The organism is Achromobacter deleyi, from assembly GCF_013116765.2.
Classification (GTDB): domain Bacteria; phylum Pseudomonadota; class Gammaproteobacteria; order Burkholderiales; family Burkholderiaceae_B; genus Achromobacter; species Achromobacter deleyi_A.
On sequence record NZ_CP074375.1, the window covers coordinates 3,523,839 to 3,540,304 of the forward strand.

Annotated in this window: 18 protein-coding genes; 3 read left to right on the forward strand and 15 right to left on the reverse strand. The window is 65.8% G+C overall.

Annotated features, from left to right (window positions below; genetic code table 11):
• Positions 1–36: 36 nt before the first annotated feature.
• The 7 genes from HLG70_RS15790 to ytfE all read right to left on the reverse strand — a co-directional run bounded on the left by HLG70_RS15790 (position 37) and on the right by ytfE (position 6,732).
• Complete coding sequence (locus HLG70_RS15790) at positions 37–1,692, reverse strand: ABC transporter ATP-binding protein (protein WP_171662019.1); 1,656 nt, start codon at positions 1,690–1,692, stop codon at positions 37–39.
• On the reverse strand, positions 1,689–2,510 hold the full coding sequence (locus tag HLG70_RS15795; protein ID WP_171662018.1) for an ABC transporter permease: 822 nt from the start codon (positions 2,508–2,510) through the stop codon (positions 1,689–1,691). Before HLG70_RS15795 ends, HLG70_RS15790 begins: the two co-directional genes overlap by 4 nt.
• Positions 2,507–3,451 (reverse strand): ABC transporter permease, encoded by a 945-nt coding sequence (locus tag HLG70_RS15800; RefSeq protein ID WP_171662017.1) that lies wholly within the window; start codon positions 3,449–3,451, stop codon positions 2,507–2,509. The genes HLG70_RS15795 and HLG70_RS15800 overlap by 4 nt, the downstream gene beginning before the upstream one ends.
• 67 nt (positions 3,452–3,518) lie before the next feature.
• Complete coding sequence (locus HLG70_RS15805) at positions 3,519–4,382, reverse strand: alpha/beta hydrolase (protein ID WP_171662016.1); 864 nt, start codon at positions 4,380–4,382, stop codon at positions 3,519–3,521.
• Positions 4,383–4,545: 163 nt separating this feature from the next.
• The gene (locus HLG70_RS15810; RefSeq protein ID WP_171662015.1) at positions 4,546–5,463 is read right to left on the reverse strand and encodes a DUF808 domain-containing protein; all 918 of its coding nucleotides are present in this window, start codon (positions 5,461–5,463) and stop codon (positions 4,546–4,548) included.
• Positions 5,464–5,574: 111 nt separating this feature from the next.
• A complete protein-coding gene (locus HLG70_RS15815) occupies positions 5,575–5,985 on the reverse strand; it encodes a hemerythrin domain-containing protein (protein WP_171662014.1) in 411 nt (136 codons plus the stop codon).
• Positions 5,986–6,051: 66 nt separating this feature from the next.
• A complete protein-coding gene (gene ytfE / locus HLG70_RS15820) occupies positions 6,052–6,732 on the reverse strand; it encodes an iron-sulfur cluster repair protein YtfE (protein WP_171662013.1) in 681 nt (226 codons plus the stop codon).
• 151 nt (positions 6,733–6,883) lie between these two features.
• Between ytfE and norR the strand changes: the two genes are divergently transcribed.
• Positions 6,884–8,413 carry a nitric oxide reductase transcriptional regulator NorR gene (norR, locus tag HLG70_RS15825; protein ID WP_171662012.1) on the forward strand — a complete coding sequence of 510 codons (1,530 nt, stop codon included), beginning with the start codon at positions 6,884–6,886 and terminating at the stop codon, positions 8,411–8,413.
• Positions 8,414–8,425: 12 nt separating this feature from the next.
• On the opposite strand, the gene HLG70_RS15830 is transcribed toward norR, so the two are convergent.
• From HLG70_RS15830 to HLG70_RS15860, 7 genes are all read right to left on the reverse strand, one after another.
• Positions 8,426–10,783, reverse strand: coding sequence for a TonB-dependent siderophore receptor (locus tag HLG70_RS15830; RefSeq protein ID WP_234103097.1), 2,358 nt, complete (start codon positions 10,781–10,783; stop codon positions 8,426–8,428).
• Between the two features lie 177 nt (positions 10,784–10,960).
• Positions 10,961–11,935, reverse strand: a complete 975-nt coding sequence (locus HLG70_RS15835) for a FecR family protein (protein ID WP_171662011.1) — start codon at positions 11,933–11,935, stop codon at positions 10,961–10,963.
• Complete coding sequence (locus HLG70_RS15840) at positions 11,935–12,477, reverse strand: RNA polymerase sigma factor (protein ID WP_171662010.1); 543 nt, start codon at positions 12,475–12,477, stop codon at positions 11,935–11,937. The genes HLG70_RS15835 and HLG70_RS15840 overlap by 1 nt, the downstream gene beginning before the upstream one ends.
• Positions 12,478–12,622: 145 nt before the next feature.
• Positions 12,623–12,976, reverse strand: coding sequence for a gamma-glutamylcyclotransferase family protein (locus HLG70_RS15845; RefSeq protein ID WP_419144775.1), 354 nt, complete (start codon positions 12,974–12,976; stop codon positions 12,623–12,625).
• A gap of 63 nt (positions 12,977–13,039) precedes the next feature.
• A complete protein-coding gene (locus tag HLG70_RS15850) occupies positions 13,040–13,303 on the reverse strand; it encodes a hypothetical protein (RefSeq protein ID WP_171662008.1) in 264 nt (87 codons plus the stop codon).
• A gap of 116 nt (positions 13,304–13,419) precedes the next feature.
• Entirely contained in the window at positions 13,420–13,677 is a 258-nt protein-coding gene (locus tag HLG70_RS15855) for a hypothetical protein (RefSeq protein ID WP_171662007.1), read from the reverse strand.
• A gap of 42 nt (positions 13,678–13,719) precedes the next feature.
• Positions 13,720–13,923, reverse strand: a complete 204-nt coding sequence (locus HLG70_RS15860) for a cold-shock protein (protein ID WP_006223700.1) — start codon at positions 13,921–13,923, stop codon at positions 13,720–13,722.
• Between the two features lie 452 nt (positions 13,924–14,375).
• Between HLG70_RS15860 and HLG70_RS15865 the strand changes: the two genes are divergently transcribed.
• Entirely contained in the window at positions 14,376–14,816 is a 441-nt protein-coding gene (locus HLG70_RS15865) for a hypothetical protein (RefSeq protein WP_171662006.1), read from the forward strand.
• Between the two features lie 54 nt (positions 14,817–14,870).
• Here HLG70_RS15865 and HLG70_RS15870 read toward each other — a convergent pair whose 3' ends face one another.
• Positions 14,871–15,326 carry an RcnB family protein gene (locus HLG70_RS15870; RefSeq protein ID WP_234103098.1) on the reverse strand — a complete coding sequence of 152 codons (456 nt, stop codon included), beginning with the start codon at positions 15,324–15,326 and terminating at the stop codon, positions 14,871–14,873.
• Positions 15,327–15,527: 201 nt separating this feature from the next.
• On the opposite strand from HLG70_RS15870, the gene HLG70_RS15875 reads away from it, so the two are divergent.
• Positions 15,528–16,466, forward strand: coding sequence for a LysR family transcriptional regulator (locus tag HLG70_RS15875; protein ID WP_171662004.1), 939 nt, complete (start codon positions 15,528–15,530; stop codon positions 16,464–16,466).

Below are 16,466 nucleotides of genomic sequence, written 5' to 3' on the forward strand. Positions count from 1 at the left end.
GGGATGACGCTGGCATCCCCCCGGGAAACCCGCCCCCTACGCGCTTGCCCGCAAGGGTTCCTGCTGGTCAAGGCGCCAGCGCAGGCGCACCCCGCCCGTATCGGTGGATTCCAGCGCTGGAATCGCGGACAGCAGGCTGCGCGTGTATTCCTCCTGCGGGCGGTCGAACACCGCATCGCGCGTGCCCTGCTCGACGATGCCACCGTCTCGCATCACCACCACGCGGTCGGCCACCTGCTCCACCACGCCCAGGTCATGGCTGATGAACAGGCAGGAGAATCCGTGGCGTTCCTGCAGGTCGGCAAACAGATCCAGCACCTGCGCCCGCACCGTCACGTCCAGCGCCGATACCGGTTCGTCGGCGATCACGAACGCCGGGCGGCGAACGATGGCGCGCGCGATCGCCACGCGCTGGCGCTGGCCGCCGGACATTTCGTGCGGAAAGCGCTTGGCGTATTCCGACCCCAGCCCCACCTCCGTCAACACCTCGTCCACCCGGCGGCGCTTGTCGGTGGCGGGCATGTCGTCCAGCATGCGCAGGCCTTCGCCCACCAGCTGGCCGATGGTCATGCGCGGATCCAGCGACGAATAGGGGTCCTGGAACACCATCTGGCAATTCAGGCGGTAGTCGCGCCAGGCGGCGGACCGGCGGCTCACCGGCTGATCGCGGAACAGGATCTGGCCGGACGTCGGCGTCAGCAGCCCGGCGATGGCCCGGCCCAGCGTCGTCTTGCCCGATCCCGAACCGCCCACCACCGCCACCACTTCCCGCGGCTTGACGTGCAGATCGATGCCGTTCAGCGCGCGCTTGGCGCCGGTGCGCGAGAACAGGCGCTGATGGCCCGCGTAATCCACCACCAGGTTCCTGACCTCGACGATGGGCGCTTCCTTCGGCAGCGGACGCGCCGGCAGCCGGCGCGGCATGGCGTCCAGCAGTTTGCGCGTATAGGGGTGCTGCGGACGTTCAAGAATGCCGGCCGTGGTGCCGGTTTCCAGCACTTTGCCGTGCTGCATCACCACCATGCGCTCGGTGTAGCGCGCCACCATCGGCAGGTCGTGGCTGATCATCAGCACCGCCGTATGGTGTTCACGCGTCAGGTCCACCATCAGTTCCAGCACGTCTCGCTGCACCACCGCGTCCAGCGCGGTCGTGGGCTCGTCCGCGATCAGGAGCGCGGGCTCCAGCAGCATCACGGACGCCAGCATCATGCGCTGGCGCATGCCGCCCGAGAATTCGTGAGGCCAGGCCTCCATGGCCGCCTTCGGATCGCGGATTCCCACGCGGCGCAGCATCTCCAGGATGCGCTCGCGGCGCGCGGCGGTGGACAGGTCCTTGCGGTGCAGCTTCAGGCCTTCGTCCAGTTGGCGCCCGATGGGCATGGACGGGTTGAGCGAGGTCATGGGCTCCTGGAACACCATGCCGATGCGCGCCCCGCGCAGCTTGCGCAGCACGGGCTGGCTGGCCTTCGCGACGTCCACGCCCTCGAACAGGATGGAGCCGCCCGCCACCACCAGCGGCGGCGGCGTCAGGCCCATGATGGCGCGAGCGGCCTGGGTCTTGCCGCTGCCGGACTCCCCGACGATGCCGACCATCTCGCCGGGCGCCACCTCGAAGGACACGCCGCTGACGATTTCGCGTCCGCCCACGCCCACGGTCAGCGACAGATTCGATACGGATACCAGTGCGCTCATTGCACGCCCCTCATGCGGGGATCGAGACGGTCTCGCACCGCGTCGCCCAGCAGGTTGATTCCCAGCAGCGCGAGCGCGATGGCCAGGCCGGGAAGAATGGAAAGATAGGAGGCCTGGGCCATGAACGGCCGTGCGGCCGCGAGCATGTTGCCCCAGGTGGGCGCGGGCGGCGGCACGCCCAGGCCCAGGAAGGACAGCGCGCTTTCCGCCAGGATTACCCAGCCGAACATGGACGTGGCCAGCACCGTCAACGGCGCCACGCAATTGGGCAGCACATGGCGGAACATGGTGTAGAGCTCCGAGTTGCCCAGCACGCGCGAGGATTCGATGAACTCCTTCTCGCGCAGGGACAGCACCGTGCCGCGCACGATCCGCGTCACCGAAGGCGTATAGGCCAGGCCCAGCGCCAGGATGATGCCGTACTTGTTCGCGCCCACCACGGCCAGCAGGCCCAGCGCCAGCAGCAGGCCGGGAAAGGCCAGCAGCGCGTTGTTGAAGGCCATGATGATGCGGTCGGTCCAGCCGCGCACAAAGCCGGTCAGGGTGCCGATGGCCGTGCCCGCCACGATGGCGAACGTCACCGTCAGCAGGCTGATCCAGACGCTGCTGGAAGCCCCGGCCAGCAGGCGCGACAATTCGTCGCGGCCGAACTCGTCGGTACCCAGCAGGAAATCCCCGCCCGGCGGCTTCAGCCGCGCGACGAAGTTGATCTTCAACGGATCATGCGGCGTCCAGACGGCGCCCATGACGGCCGCGACCAGCACCACGGCGACAAGTATGCCGCCCAGGAGCGCGTTGGCTGCAATTCGCTTTTTCATTCGGCGGTCACTCTCGGATCGAAGATGGGGTAGCAGAGGTCGATGAGCAGGTTCACGATCACGTAGACCACGCCCACGAACAGCAGGCAGCCCTGGATGACGGGGTAATCGCGGGCGAAGATCGAATCCACCAGCAGACGGCCCAGGCCCGGAATGGTGAACACGGTTTCCACCACGGCAATGCCGCCCAGCAGGTTGCCCAGCACCAGGCCGATCAGCGTCCAGGTCGGGCCGAAGGCGTTGCGGAACGCGTGGCGCATCAGCACCGCGGATTCCGACAGCCCCTTGGCGCGGGCATGGGTGATGTAGTCCAGGCGCAGCACTTCCAGCGTGCTGGCGCGCGCCATCCGCATCAGCACGCCGATTTCATGCAGGAACAGCGTCAGGATGGGCATGGCCAGGTACAGAAGGCCCGCCTTCCAGTCTTCGCCGATGGACACATAGCCCACCACCGGCAGCCATTGCAGCTTCAGGCCGAAGAAGATCAGGAGCAGTAGGCCCAGCCAGAACGTGGGAATGGACACCAGCAGCGTCGCGGTGCCCACCAGGATCAGGTCGGGCGCCTTGTTCTGCTTCCAGGCGGCGATCATGCCGGCAGGCACCGCCACCAGCGCGGCGAACAGCACCGCCACCAGGACCACGCGGCCGCTGATCAGGAAGCGGTCCCACACCAGCGGCAGCACGGGCTGGCCGGTATTGATGGACGAGCCCAGGTCGCCGTGCAGCATGTTGCCGAACCAGATGCCGAACTGGGCGGCCCAGGTCTGGTCCAGGCCCAGCCGCGCCCGCAGGTCCGCCAGCGCGGCTGGCGTCGCCAGATCGCCCAGCAGCAATTGGGCGGGATCGCCGGGGATGAGCCGGATCATCACAAACACGGCCACCGCCACGATCAGCAGGGTGGGCACGGCCATGACGATACGGGATAGCGCGAAACGCAGCATGGCCCTCTCCTATTGCGCGGCGCGGACGCGGGCGCGTCCGGGCAATGCGCCCATCGTGATGTCAGTGTTACGCATTGCGCAGCTTGGCAAGCGCCGTGGCCAGGAAATCCTGGACCTGGCCGACGCACTTCAAACCGTCGTGCGGAACGTTCTCAACCATGTCCAGCGTCACGTTCACGCCGGCCGCCTCGAACGAGCGGCGCAGCGATTCCAGGCGCTCCGGGCGGTTCTTGCCGGCGGCGTTGGCGCCGGGCATGAAGAACTTGCCGCCTTCGCGGTGGGTGATTTCCCAGGTTTCCAGGTCGGCCTTGCCCACGATCATGTGCACGGCCACCTGCTTCAGGGCTTCCACGTCGATGCGCTTGCCGAAGCGGGCTTCCGCGTCGCGCACGCCCACCCACCAGTCCTGGTCCGGATCCAGCAGCGTCACCGAGCCCGGCGCGCCGATCGACACGGCCCACAGGCTTTCCGGATGCAGCAGCGCGTAGCGGTTCACGAACTGGCCGCCACCGGAATAGCCGAACAGCGCGAACTGCTTGAAATCGCGGCCGAACTTCTCGCCCACCTCGGCCACCATGTCCTGCAGTACCTGGTCATAGCGGATCTCGCCTTCGCGCAGCTGCTTGAAGCCGTCGCGATTGCCGTCGCCCAGCGGACCCACGGGAAACAGCGGGCACAGCACGATGCAATCGTTCCAGCGCGCGAATTCCGCGAACGCGTCGCGGTATTCCACGAATGCCCGTCCCGTGCCGTGCATGATCACCACCAGCTCCATCGGATGCCGGGCCGTGTCGATGTGCGGCGGCACGTACATGCAGTAGGAGAAGCGCGGATCGGTGCGCGCGGAGAAGACGGTGCTGTGGCCCAGGTCGTACATGGCCCGCGCGCGGGCGGCGTCGGGCTGGATGGCGAGTGCTGCGTTGGACTGCATGATTTCCTCGTTTCCATGGCCGCCTCGGCGGGCGCATGGTCTATGCCGGTGGTCGAAACAATAATCACATAAATTGGCGCCAATTTTAGGCGCATGCGATTCGGCACAACAAGGCAGGGGATTCCCTAGGACGGGCTATGCGCCGGCGCGCCGGCTGGGAGCCTCAGCCTTTCTTGAACAGCCGCTTGGCGATGCCGACCACGCCCAGCACCACGGCCCCGGCCACGATGCCGAACAGGGCATTGAGCAGGGTCGAGACCAGCGCCTGGACGACCCCGCCCCCACCCACCGAAGCGGCGGCGTGTTCGATGGCGGCGTGCACGGGCGGGATGCCGTGGGTCAGGATGGCGCCGCCGACCATGAACATGGCGGCCGTGCCCACCACGGACAGGGTCTTCATCAGGTACGGCGCCGCCCCCACGATGCGCTTGCCCAGCCAGGCCAGCGCCTGCGAGGACTTCTGGCTCAGGTAGAGCCCCAGGTCGTCCAGCTTGACGATGCCCGCCACCAGACCATAGACGCCGACCGTCATCGCGATGGCGATGATGGACAGCACCGAGACCTGGCGGGTGAAGTCGGCGCCGGCCACCGCCCCCAGGCTGATGACGATGATTTCCGCCGAGAGGATGAAGTCGGTGCGCACCGCGCCTTTGATCTTGCCGCGCTCGAACGCCACCATGTCGACTGCCTGGTTCTGCAGGGCTTCGGCGCGCGCCGCATGATGGCCTTCGGGAGACTCGCCGTGCGACAGGTACTTGTGCGCCAGCTTTTCCACGCCCTCATAGCAGAGGAATGCGCCGCCCAGCATCAGCAACGGCGTCACGGCCCAGGGCGCGAACGCGCTGATCAAGAGCGCCGCGGGCACCAGGATCAGCTTGTTGATGAAGGAACCCTTGGCCACCGCCCACACCACCGGCAGCTCCCGGTTGACCGGCACCCCGGTGACCTGCTGGGCGTTCAGCGCCAGGTCGTCGCCCAGCACGCCCGCCGTCTTCTTGGCGGCTACCTTGGTCATGACGGAAACGTCATCCAGGATCGTGGCGATATCGTCGAACAATGCGAAGAAACTGCTTCCGGCCATCAAGGATCCCCTCTTGCCCAATAAGGTTTTCCGAGTGTACAGGCGGCGGGGGCCCGGTAAGCTCCCGCCTGGGCCGGTTCACGCTAAAAGGCCTTGCACAGGCCCCATGCGCTACAGCGCTTCGATGCGGGGATAAAGGTCGCGGTTTTCCCGCTGCATCCGTTCGTGAACCCGGCGCAGCACCGTGTTGGCGTCGTCCCGGAAGCCGCCTTCGTCCAGCTCCAGGCTGCGGGCATTGTTCCAGCGTTTCGCGAAGGCCTCGTAGGCGGCGGCGATCGCGTCCATCTCTTCCTGGAACTCCCTGCCCTTGAGCGCCAGCTCGGCGTCGGCGCAGCGCGCCACGGCCGGATACAGCGCCCGGTCCTCAACGGCCAGATGCAGCTTGATCGTTGCGCTGATGGACACGATGCCCCGCGCGATCTCGGCTGCGTTGCGCGCCACGCCGGCCAGGGCCAGCTTGCGCAGCGACGCGATGCCTTGCAGGATATCCACATGCTGCTGCTTGAATTTATCGATATTCATACGAACTTTCCTGACTGATGCCGCGGGGCCGGCGGGCCCCGCCTTTCTGCTTGCCGCAAGCGTCCTTCAGGCGTGGGGATGCGCCGCCGGCGCCGCCGCGTTTTCGAACAGGATGTTGTTTTCCAGGTGGATGTGCGCCATCAGGTCTTCCTTGAACTGGCGGATGCCCAGGTACAGCGCCCGCCAGGTGTTGCAGGCGGCGCGCGGCAGGGTGATATTGTTGGTCAGCGCCAGCAGGCGCTCCAGCGCCACGCCGTGGTCGTCGTGCTCCATGCGCATCACCATGATCGGCATGGTGGCCATGCCGCCGTGACCGCGCGCCAGCATCGGGAACAGCACCTGTTCCTCTTTCTGCATATGGCTTTCCAGCTCTTGCTGCATGCCGCGCAGGTGGTCGGCCAGGCCAGCCGGGCAATCCGGGCTGTCGGCATGCACCTGCTCCACCTTCAGCGCCAGCCGGATCAGCTCGGGCAGTTGCTGGCGATGCACTTCGTGATAGCGCTCCAGGATGTGGTCCACGAGTTCGGCCGCCGATGCCAGGCCCCAATCCCTTTCCTGCATGGGATTCTGCGCCAGCGCGACCAGGCGCGCTTCGATCAGCGCCGGGTCCAGCGAACGCTGGGCTGCCGCTTCGGCCAGGCTTTTCTTGCCGCCACAGCAAAAATCCAGCTCGTACTCATGAAAAACCTGGGTGGCCCCGGGAATGCTGCGGGCCAACTGGCCCAGGGATTGCTCAACCATGCTCATCGCGTCTCTCCATTGATCATGACGGTACCTGGATAGATGCGAAAACCGTGCCAGAAAAAACTTGCGATTAATCAAGCACCTGCAAACTAAAGGGTAGATATAACCATTTTTGACCAGGGTTTTATTTACCCTTGGACGGTAGAATCGACCCATGCAAAACCTATTGCTTGCCGATCTGGTCGCCGACCTTCCGCCCGCCGTCCGCCTGCAGCGGCTGGTTTCCAGCCTGCGCACGCACTTTCGCTGCGGCGCCGTGGCGCTGCTGCAGCTGGAAGAAGACCACCTGCGCCCCATCGCCGTCGACGGCCTGACCCAGGACGCGCTGGGCCGCCGCTTTGCCGTGCAGCAGCACCCCCGCCTGGCCGCCATCCTGGGCCGGCGCGGCGTAACCTGCTTTCACCACGACAGCACCCTGCCCGATCCCTACGACGGCCTGATCAACGGCATGGCCGGCGAGCCGCTGCCCGTGCACGACTGCATGGGAACCAGCCTGCACATCGAGGGCCGCACCTGGGGAGTGCTGACGCTGGACGCGCTGGAGGTCGGCACGTTCGACATGGAAGCCCAGGCCGACCTGCGCGACTACATCGTGCTGCTGGAGGCCGCGCTTCGGACCACCCGACTGGAGGCCGAGATCCGCGCGCTGCGCGTGGCCCGCGGCCAGGCCCCGGCGGACAACGCCGCCCCCGCCGGCAGCGACATCCTGGGCCAGAGCGAATCCATCGGCCGCCTGCTGCACGAGATCGAAGTCGTGGCCGACTCCGAATTGCCCATACTCCTGCTGGGCGAAACCGGCGTGGGCAAGGAGCTGTTCGCGCACCGCGTGCACGGCCTCTCGCGCCGCCGCGACAAGCCGCTGGTGCATGTGAACTGCGCCGCGCTGCCCGAATCCCTGGCCGAAAGCGAACTCTTCGGCCACGCCAAGGGCGCCTTCTCCGGCGCCGTCGCCGACCGCCCCGGCCGGTTCGAAGCCGCCAACGGCGGCACGCTGTTCCTGGATGAAGTCGGCGAACTGCCCTTGCTGGTGCAGGCCAAGCTGCTGCGTACCCTGCAGAACGGCGAGATCCAGCGGCTGGGCGACGACCGCCCCCGCACCGTGGACGTGCGCATCGTGGCCGCAACCAACCGCAGCCTGCGCGACCTGGTGCGCGCAGGCGACTTCCGCGCCGACCTCTATCATCGCCTGTCGGTGTATCCGATCCCCATCCCTCCCCTGCGCGATCGGGGCAACGACGTGCTGCTGCTGGCCGGGCGCTACCTGGAACTGAACCGGGCGCGGCTAGGCCTGCGCAGCCTGCGGCTGTCGCCCGACGCCGAAGAGATGCTGCGCCGCTATCGCTGGCCGGGCAACGTGCGCGAGCTGGAACACGTCATCAGCCGCGCGGCCATCAAGGCGGTCAGCCACGGGGCCAGCCGCAATGAAATCGTGACCCTGGGCGTCAAGCTGCTGGACCTGTCCGATGGCGACATGCCCGCGTCGCTCGCGGAAGATCCGGCCGACATACCCGAACCGGGCGCACCCGTGCAGTCGCTGCGCGAGGCGGTGGACGCCTGCCAGCGCCAGGCGATCCGCAGGGCGCTGGACGCGCATCAGGGCAACTGGGCGGTTGCCGCCCGCGCGCTGGACGTGGATCCCAGCAACCTGCACAAGCTGGCGCGGCGCATCGGCCTGAAGCCCTGAGCCGCGCCGGCCTCACATTGCGTAGCGCACGGCCAGCATCACGCTGCGCGGCTCGCCATAGTAGTTGGAGCCGTAGGCCGCCCACACGCGCTGGTAGTACACCTTGTCGAACAGGTTGTTCACCGTCAGCGTCGCGTCCACATGCTTGTTGAAGCGATACCCGGCCTGCGCGGACACGGTGGTGTACGGGCGCTGTTCGAACTTCACCGGGCCGTTCAGCCGGTACATGCTGCTGACGCTGCGCACCCCCGCCCCCAGCGACCAGCCTTCCAGCGCGCCGGTCGCGAACGAATACTTGGTCCAGAGATTGAAGGTGTGCCGCGGCGTGATGAAGACGTACTGCTGCGACTTCTGGTCTTCCGTGCCCTTCAAGGTCTTCGTCGTGGTGTAGGCGTAGCCGGCGGTGATGTCCCAGCCCGGCGCCGGGCTGCCGCTGATCTCCGCCTCGAAGCCCTGGCTGCGCATCTTGCCGGCCGCCATCGAAAACAGCGGGTTGTCCGGGTCCGTCATGGCGCGGTTCTCGTCGTCCATGCGGAACAGCGCGGCATGGCCGTTCAGGCGCTTGTCCAGGAACTCGCCCTTCAGTCCGATCTCCAGCTGCTTGCCGGTGCGCGCGTCCAGCGGCTGGCCGTTAACGTCGGTGGTGGTCTGGGGCGAGAAAATGCTGGTGTAGCTGGTGTAGGCCGACAGCTGGTCGTTCAGGTCCACCACCAGCCCCAGGTACGGCGTGAACTTGCCGTTGATGCTGGTATCGGTGTTGGTGAACTGGTTGAAGTAGGCGTTGCGGTTGGCGGTCTTGTTGTTCCACCAGGTCAGGCGGCTGCCGGCGATGACGGTCGCGGCATCCGACACGCGCAGATTGGCGCGCGCGTACAAGCCGTATTGCTGCGTCTTGCCGTCATTGCCGTTCGTGAACTCGTAGTCCGGCTTGGGTATGTTGTTGTCCGGGTGATAGAGATTGATGTCCGCGTTGTCGCCGCCCCCGTACTGGAAGTTCTTGTGAACGTTGCGATAGTCGGCGCCTACGATCAGTTCATGCTTGCGCCCCAGGGCCTCGAACGGCGTGGCCACGAATGCATCCAGGCCGTAGGTTTTCCAATGGCTGCGGTACTTCCAGCTCACCAGGCAAGTGTCGCCCGTGACCGGATCCACCGCGCAATCGGACCAGCCGAATTCGCGGCTGGGCTCGTCCTGCTCGCGGTAGAGGCCGCTGACCTTGATGCGGCCTCCGTTCGACAGGCGATGTTCCACATCCGCGAAATACTCGGTGATTTCCTCGGTGATGTGGTTCCAGCTGGGATCCAGGTTGGTCGAACGCCGCACGTCCAGCAGCTGGCCATCGGTATAGGCGGGCAGGCCGAAGAAGGGACGGCCCTTGTACTGCTGATAGGTCGCGCCCGCCGTCAAGGTGGTATCCGGCGTCACATCGAAGCTCATGGTGCCGTAGAACAGCGGCTTGCGGGTGTAGACGCCATCCACGAAGGAACGGCGATCGTCGTAGGACGCGACCAGCCTTCCGCGCAGCCGGCCATCGCTGTCCAGCGGGCCGGTGATGTCGGCGTCGGCGTAATAGCGGTCCCATGAACCCGTCATGACCTGCCCGCTGAACGCGAACTCCTTCTGCGCGCGCTTGCGCACCAGGTTCACCGTGCCGCCCGGATCCCCCGCCCCCTGAAACAGGCCCGCCGGGCCGCGCAGCACTTCGATGCGGTCGTAGATGGCCAGGCCAAAGCCCGCCGACAAATCGTTGCCCGTGCTTGCGGGGGTGTTGACGCCGTCCACCTGGATCGTGTCCAGGGCATAGCCGCGGGAATAGAAGTTGCCATGGTTGCCGCCGATGCTGCCGGCTTCGACGGTGACGCCGGTCACCGTGCGCATGGCATCGTCCAGGTTCACCAGGTTCTGGTCGTCCAGCAACTGGCGCGTCACCACGGAAACCGATTGCGGGATCTCGCGCAGGCTTTGCACATTCTTGCCTATCGTGACCGCGGGGGTCGTATAAGAGCCCGTGCCCTCGGTCGTGGCCAGGTCCCGGCCCGTGACCGTCACCGGCGCCAGCGTCGTCGCATCCGCGCCGCCACTCGCGGCGGGCGACCGCACGATGAAGCCCGTCCCGCTGGGCACCGCGACCAGCCCGCTGCGGGCCAGCAGCCGGTCCAGCGCGGCCTGCGGCGTCAGCTTGCCGGACACGGCGGGCGCTTCCAGGCCGGCGACGGAGCCGGGGCTGAACAGGATCTGCACCTGGGCCTGGCGGCCCAGGCTCACCAGCGAGTCGGCCATGCTGCCCGCAGGCAGCTCAAAGGCAAGCGCCGCGGCGCTTTGCGCATGGGCCGGCCGGGACGCGATGGTTCCGCCCGCCAGGACAGTCACGGACAACGCGCACAGGAGTGCGTAGCGGCCGACGCTAGGCCGGCGTTGAAAATGGCATAGCGCCATGGTCTTTCCCCAGAATAGAAAATGGATCATTCAATGGGGAAGACGCACGAGCGGCCAGAACCCGAACGTGTCGAGAAAAATAATTATTCGCACTGAGGAAAGGCCGGTCAGCTAGCGGCTGGCGATCACCGCCGCTCCGTCCTGCCTGCGGTTCAGCGTTACCGGCAACAGGCTGGGCAGCACGTCCAGGAACGCCTCGGGCTGGCGCAGGTCCAGCGTGCCGGACAGCCGCAGATTGCTTGCGCGCTGATCCGCGATGCGCACGGGCGCGTCGCGATACAGCCCCAGATAGGCGGCCAACTGCTGCAGGGTCACGTCATGCACCACCACCACGCCATCCTGCCAGGCGCCGATCTCGGTCAGCGGAACCCGCTGCTGCCGCAGCTGGCGGCCCGGGCCCCGCGCAAGCTGGACGGTGTCGCCGGCCTGCAGCCTGCGGCTGGCCACGGCATCCGTTCCGTCCGCCTCCAGCAGCACGGTGCCGCTGCGCACGCCGACCTGCAGCGTTTCCGGCAGGAGCAGCACATTGAATTCGGTGCCGATATCGCGCAGTCGCGCCTCGCCTGCCGCGACGATCAGCGGACGCCGGTCGGGCGCGGCGTCGATGAACACCTCGCCGCCTTCGATGCTGATGTGCCGTTCGGCCAGGGTGTAGCGCACGCTGACCCGCGTACCCACATTCGCGTGGACCCGGGTGCCGTCGGGCAGGTCCAGGCTGCGGGTCTGCGTGGAAGCGTTGGCCACCGAGGAGTAGCTGACGGGCATGTACTGGTAGCCGGCCACCAGGGCGAGCGCCAGCGCCGCGACCGCGCCGCCCCACTTCGCGAACCGGGGAAATGCAGGCGCGCGTTGACCGCGGCGCGCCGCAGGCGCCATTGCAACGGGGCGGGACGCCGGACGCGGCAGCGCCGCCATATCGTCCCAGACCTGGGTCAGGCGTTCGTACTCCTGCCGATGCAGCGGCGACGCCGCGAGCCACGCCTGATAGTCGCGTTCCGCGCCCGCATCAAGCATGCCTTCGCGCCGGCGCATGAACCATGCGCTCGCGGCGGCTTCAACGGCGGATAAGGATTGGGATGGGTTCATCAGGCTTCGCCCTGGACACGGCGCTTGCAATGCGCCAGAGCCAATTGCAGATGCTTTTCCACCGCCCGGACCGAAATGCCCATGCGGCTGGCGATCTCCTCGCAGCGCAGCTCATCATACCGATAAAGCAGGAAGGCCTCGCGCTGGCGCGGCGGCATCTCGTCGATGGCGGCCTGCAACAGCCGCAAGCGCTGATTGGCATCGGCACGCGCTTCGGGCTGCAAGCCGGCATGCGCCGTCAGGCTGCCCGAGGGCGGTTCGAATCCCTGGTCGTCCAGGCTGGCCACCACGTGTTCGCCGCGCACGCCTTCGCGGCGCCAATGGTCGCGCAGCAGATTGCGCGCGATTTCATAGAGGTAGGCACGAGGCTTTTCCGGCTGTTCCGCGCCGCCGCTGGCCGCAAGCCATTTGGCGAAGGTTTCCTGCGCCAGATCATTGGCGGTATCGGGCGAACGCTTGAGCTGCCGGTTCAGGAAACTGACCAGCTCGGCGTTCCAGGCCTTGTACGCCTCGGCGACCACGCCGAAGAACCGCTCCCCCATGATGCCCCTAAGGAAATTACCGGCGCATGGCCACAGCAAGCCGGCGCGCATCCAGGGCGAGATATTAGATGTTAATGATTCTTATTGCATCAAATTTATGGCGCGGGCCCGCAAGCGGCGCCGGGCATGGCCGCGCACGGCGGCGTCAAGCCTTGATGTACACCCAGGCATGGACGCCGGATTTCAGCAGCACCGACACGCGCTTGTAGTCGGCGACCTCGTAGCCATCGGCGGCGTGAAGTTCTTTCTGCGTAATCTCGAATACGGTGCCGCGCACTTCGTCCTTGGGATCGTAGCTGGCGTAGACGATGGGGTGCTGCGCCTTGCCGCTGGTCTTGAGCACGTCGGGGTCGGTGATTTCCACCCAGTTCAAGGCGTAGCCCGTCATGGCGTCGGGGCGGCCAGACAGTTCGCGTCCGAAGTTGGCCAGCTGCACTGCCCTGTCTTGCAGGGTGCCGTACGAAAAAAGCAGGATCGCGGATTCTTGGGGTTCAGGCACCATCGTGTCCTTCAGGAAAATACGGGTACTTCGAGAACACTTTACAACAGTGGCGGACTGCCCTCAAACCCACGAAACCGGCCAACGCACCAAGCGATGCACCGCGCCATCCACGTCTTCGTAAACGGCAAGCACACCGCGCTTGTTGCGCAGGATGACGACGCGTTTGCCTTCGAATTCGTTGATATGACTGTAGTGAGCAGGTTCGCCCGCGCTGGCGTCGCGCTTATACGCTGTCTTGGCGCGGTCGACGAAGTCGTCGTCGTCGCGTTCCACCCGCGTGATGCCAGGCCGCATGCGTGCGGGCCTGCTGTCGGAATCCGTCATGCGTATCTCCCGGGCCAAGAACCAAAAAGGCCGCCCGTGGAGTTCAAGGCGGCCCGGTCAGGCTGGCGTGCAATCCAGGTATGCCGCATGGCCATACGGCGCCATGCCGTGGAAAATCAAGCTGGCCTGGCATGCGCATCAACCACAAGACGACCATGATTGATCGCGGCATCCACCGCCATTCCCGGGCTGGAAACAAATCCGCCCGACGCGAACAACGGCACGGGATAAGGATCGCCGAGCTTGTCCTGATCGCCGGCGAGTTCCACTGCCACTGTTGCGGTAAAGGCTGGCCGGCCGGAGCCCCCGACTGAAATCCGGGAAACGCTGGCAGTCAGCCTATAGCCCTTGTAAACCATGTTGTTGTGAAACATGAAACCCCCAATACCTGATCAAAAGGCCCTGCGGGCCTTTATTCACAAAGCGCGGATCTGTGTTGCATGCGGGCCCTTGGCGCCTTGAGCGGTCACGTAGCTGACGCGCTGATTTTCAAGGAGCACTTTGTGGCCGTCGCTGACGATTTCTGAGAAGTGCGCGAACAAATCCTTGCCGCCATTCTCGGGCATGATGAAGCCAAAGCCCTTGGCATCGTTGAACCACTTAACAATTCCGGTTTCCATAATCTCTTTCCTTTTAATGCGGGCAGCGCCCGCGAAATGAGCCTGTCAAGGAAAGGACTGCGAACAATGAAGCGCCCCGAAGGGGGTGCAAGACCGGACGAAAATCACGATGCTCGAAAAGCTTCAAGTCCACTATGGGCGCTGGGGGGTTGAAAGTCAACCGGCGTTTCCAATTACCACCATAATCCGACGAAGACGGCGTTTTCGCGTATTTTCTCGGCAAAAGCCCGCTTATTGGGGCGCGCGCCGCACTTAATGCGTAACTATCGGCGCATTTGCCTCGTCCTGCCGGATAAAGCGCGTATCCTCAAGAGGTGGTGGTTGAACGCGCGTCGCCTCGCCGTATCGCCATATAGGAGTACGGCAATGGTCAAACAGCGCAAGCGCATGACGCAAACCCATCTGAATATACTTATCCCGCTCAAAGCGCACGCGCTGATGGCAGACCCCGCGTGAGCGCGATCAGAAGGTCAATTGCCAGATTCGCGAATGCCTGCGTCAAACTGCTTCCTTCGGGCACCACGCCCCCTAGCGGCGGCGGCGCTCCCAAGCCCGAGCTGCGGCGCGACCACGCCGCGATCTCGTCGCCGTGGCGCATCTACCGCATTTATGCCCGCCCCGGCCATTTGCTGATGCGCAACGAGCAAGGCCGCATCCTGAACCTGGGCGTCATGAAAGGCGTAGAACCCAACCTGACGTACCGGCTCTTCGCCCGGGACCTGCAAGGCAAGGGCTTCGCGACCCGCACGCAACTGCTGGACGACATTGCGCGCCGCATCGAAGCGGGCGAGGTCAGCAAGGAATTGTTGAGCCTGCCTGAATGGGACCAGCCGCTGGGCGCGGACCTGGATCGCGGCACGCATACGGACGTGTCGATGAAGCTGGGGCGCTAGCCGGCGCCCCAACCTCGCGATCCCGCCAACGGCGCGGGCGCCCTGGCTTGGCGTTCAGCGGCCAAACACCGATTCCATGACGATGCCAGTCGCCACGCCGACCAGGAAGTAGTCCGCGCCCACGCCGATCCATTGGTAGCCGCGCGGCGGCTGCTTCAGGTGATAGCCGCGCCAATCATTGACCACATATTGCGGGCCGCGATACGGCTGCGGCACGCGTTCGCCCTTGTTCCAGCGCGCCGGCGAGGGATCGGGCCGGCCCTGAGCGTGGCCGCGATCATGGTCCGGTCCGCGCTGCTGGCTTGGACCCTGCCCGTGGCCTGAACTCTGCCCCTTGCCCGGCGGGCTGTTGTGCCCATTGCCCGGCCCCTTGCCTTGCCCGTTGCCCGGACCGCGATCCTGCCCGGAAGCGCCGGGGCCGCCGGGGCCACGATCGGGTTGAGCCTGCGCCAAGCCGCTGCCCGCGGCAAGCACTGCGACCAAGAGGGTGGAGATGAACTGTTTTTTCACGGGAAACCTTTTCTGTGCGCGGCATATGCCAACGCCCCAAATTCTAGACATGAGGCTTAACGCAATCAGGACCATGCGTTACCGCATGTGAGGCCCGGTCGTTTTCGAAATCGGCTGTGACAGCTATCGGCGCCAAGGCCCCGCGCTACGGTCAAATGGTTTTCCGTTAGTATGGAGCGCGCTGCATCACTACCCGCCACCATGCTCAACACTGCCCTGCGCTATTTCCTGGAAGTCGTGGACTCGGGCTCGCTCACCGTTGCCGCGCAGAAGCTGCACGTGGCGCCGTCGGCGGTCAGCCGGATGGTTCGCAAGCTGGAGGAAGAACACCAGACGCTGCTGTTCGACCGCCACGCGCGCGGCATGGTCCTGACCGAAGCCGGCCAGCTGCTCAAGGCCTATGCGCGCCGGGCCTCGCTGGAGGCCGAACGCGCCCGCGCCGAGATCCGCGACCTGAGCCAGATCGGCCAGAAGCTCATCCGCATTTCGGCCAACCAGGCCTTCGGCCGCGAGCTGCTGCCACGTGTCATCGGTGAATTCCGCGCCATCGAGCCCTCGTTGCGCTTCGAGCTGAACATCCTGCAGTCCTCGGAGATCAACCGGCGCGTGCGCGAAGGCGAGGACGACATCGGCATGAGCTACAACCTGTCTCCGCCCCAGGGCGTGCACGTGCAGTATGCGCGCCGCATGCCGGTCATTGCGGTCATGGCGCCGGACCATCCGCTGGCCGGCCGCAAGACGCTGTCGATGCGCGATATCGGCAACCACCCCGTCGCGCTGATGGGCCCGGGCAGCACCATCCGCTTCATCATCGACCTGTGCTGCATGCACGAGAAGATCGAACTCAACGTGGCCATGACCTGCAACAACCAGGGTGCGATCGAGACCAGTTGCCTGCGCTGGGGCGCGATCAGCTTTTCCGGCGACCTCACGGTCATGACCTCGACCGAACGCGGGGAATTGATAAAGATCCCCATGTCCAACGCCGAGCTGCACCAGCGCAACATGCATATCCAGACGATGGCGGGCCGCCAGCTGCCGTCCAGCGTCACCCGCTTCGTGGAATCGCTGGGCGCGCACATCGATGCCGCCTACGCCGATCCTGCCTGGATGGCTGCCCGGCTGGACACCGCCCGCTAG

Coding starts and splice junctions, on each gene's coding strand:
- HLG70_RS15790 (WP_171662019.1), bottom strand. CDS start 1,692: ATGAGCGCACTGGTATCCGTATCGAATCTGTCGCTGACCGTGGGCGTG.
- HLG70_RS15795 (WP_171662018.1), bottom strand. CDS start 2,510: ATGAAAAAGCGAATTGCAGCCAACGCGCTCCTGGGCGGCATACTTGTC.
- HLG70_RS15800 (WP_171662017.1), bottom strand. CDS start 3,451: ATGCTGCGTTTCGCGCTATCCCGTATCGTCATGGCCGTGCCCACCCTG.
- HLG70_RS15805 (WP_171662016.1), bottom strand. CDS start 4,382: ATGCAGTCCAACGCAGCACTCGCCATCCAGCCCGACGCCGCCCGCGCG.
- HLG70_RS15810 (WP_171662015.1), bottom strand. CDS start 5,463: ATGGCCGGAAGCAGTTTCTTCGCATTGTTCGACGATATCGCCACGATC.
- HLG70_RS15815 (WP_171662014.1), bottom strand. CDS start 5,985: ATGAATATCGATAAATTCAAGCAGCAGCATGTGGATATCCTGCAAGGC.
- ytfE (WP_171662013.1), bottom strand. CDS start 6,732: ATGAGCATGGTTGAGCAATCCCTGGGCCAGTTGGCCCGCAGCATTCCC.
- norR (WP_171662012.1), top strand. CDS start 6,884: ATGCAAAACCTATTGCTTGCCGATCTGGTCGCCGACCTTCCGCCCGCC.
- HLG70_RS15835 (WP_171662011.1), bottom strand. CDS start 11,935: ATGAACCCATCCCAATCCTTATCCGCCGTTGAAGCCGCCGCGAGCGCA.
- HLG70_RS15840 (WP_171662010.1), bottom strand. CDS start 12,477: ATGGGGGAGCGGTTCTTCGGCGTGGTCGCCGAGGCGTACAAGGCCTGG.
- HLG70_RS15850 (WP_171662008.1), bottom strand. CDS start 13,303: ATGACGGATTCCGACAGCAGGCCCGCACGCATGCGGCCTGGCATCACG.
- HLG70_RS15855 (WP_171662007.1), bottom strand. CDS start 13,677: ATGTTTCACAACAACATGGTTTACAAGGGCTATAGGCTGACTGCCAGC.
- HLG70_RS15860 (WP_006223700.1), bottom strand. CDS start 13,923: ATGGAAACCGGAATTGTTAAGTGGTTCAACGATGCCAAGGGCTTTGGC.
- HLG70_RS15875 (WP_171662004.1), top strand. CDS start 15,528: ATGCTCAACACTGCCCTGCGCTATTTCCTGGAAGTCGTGGACTCGGGC.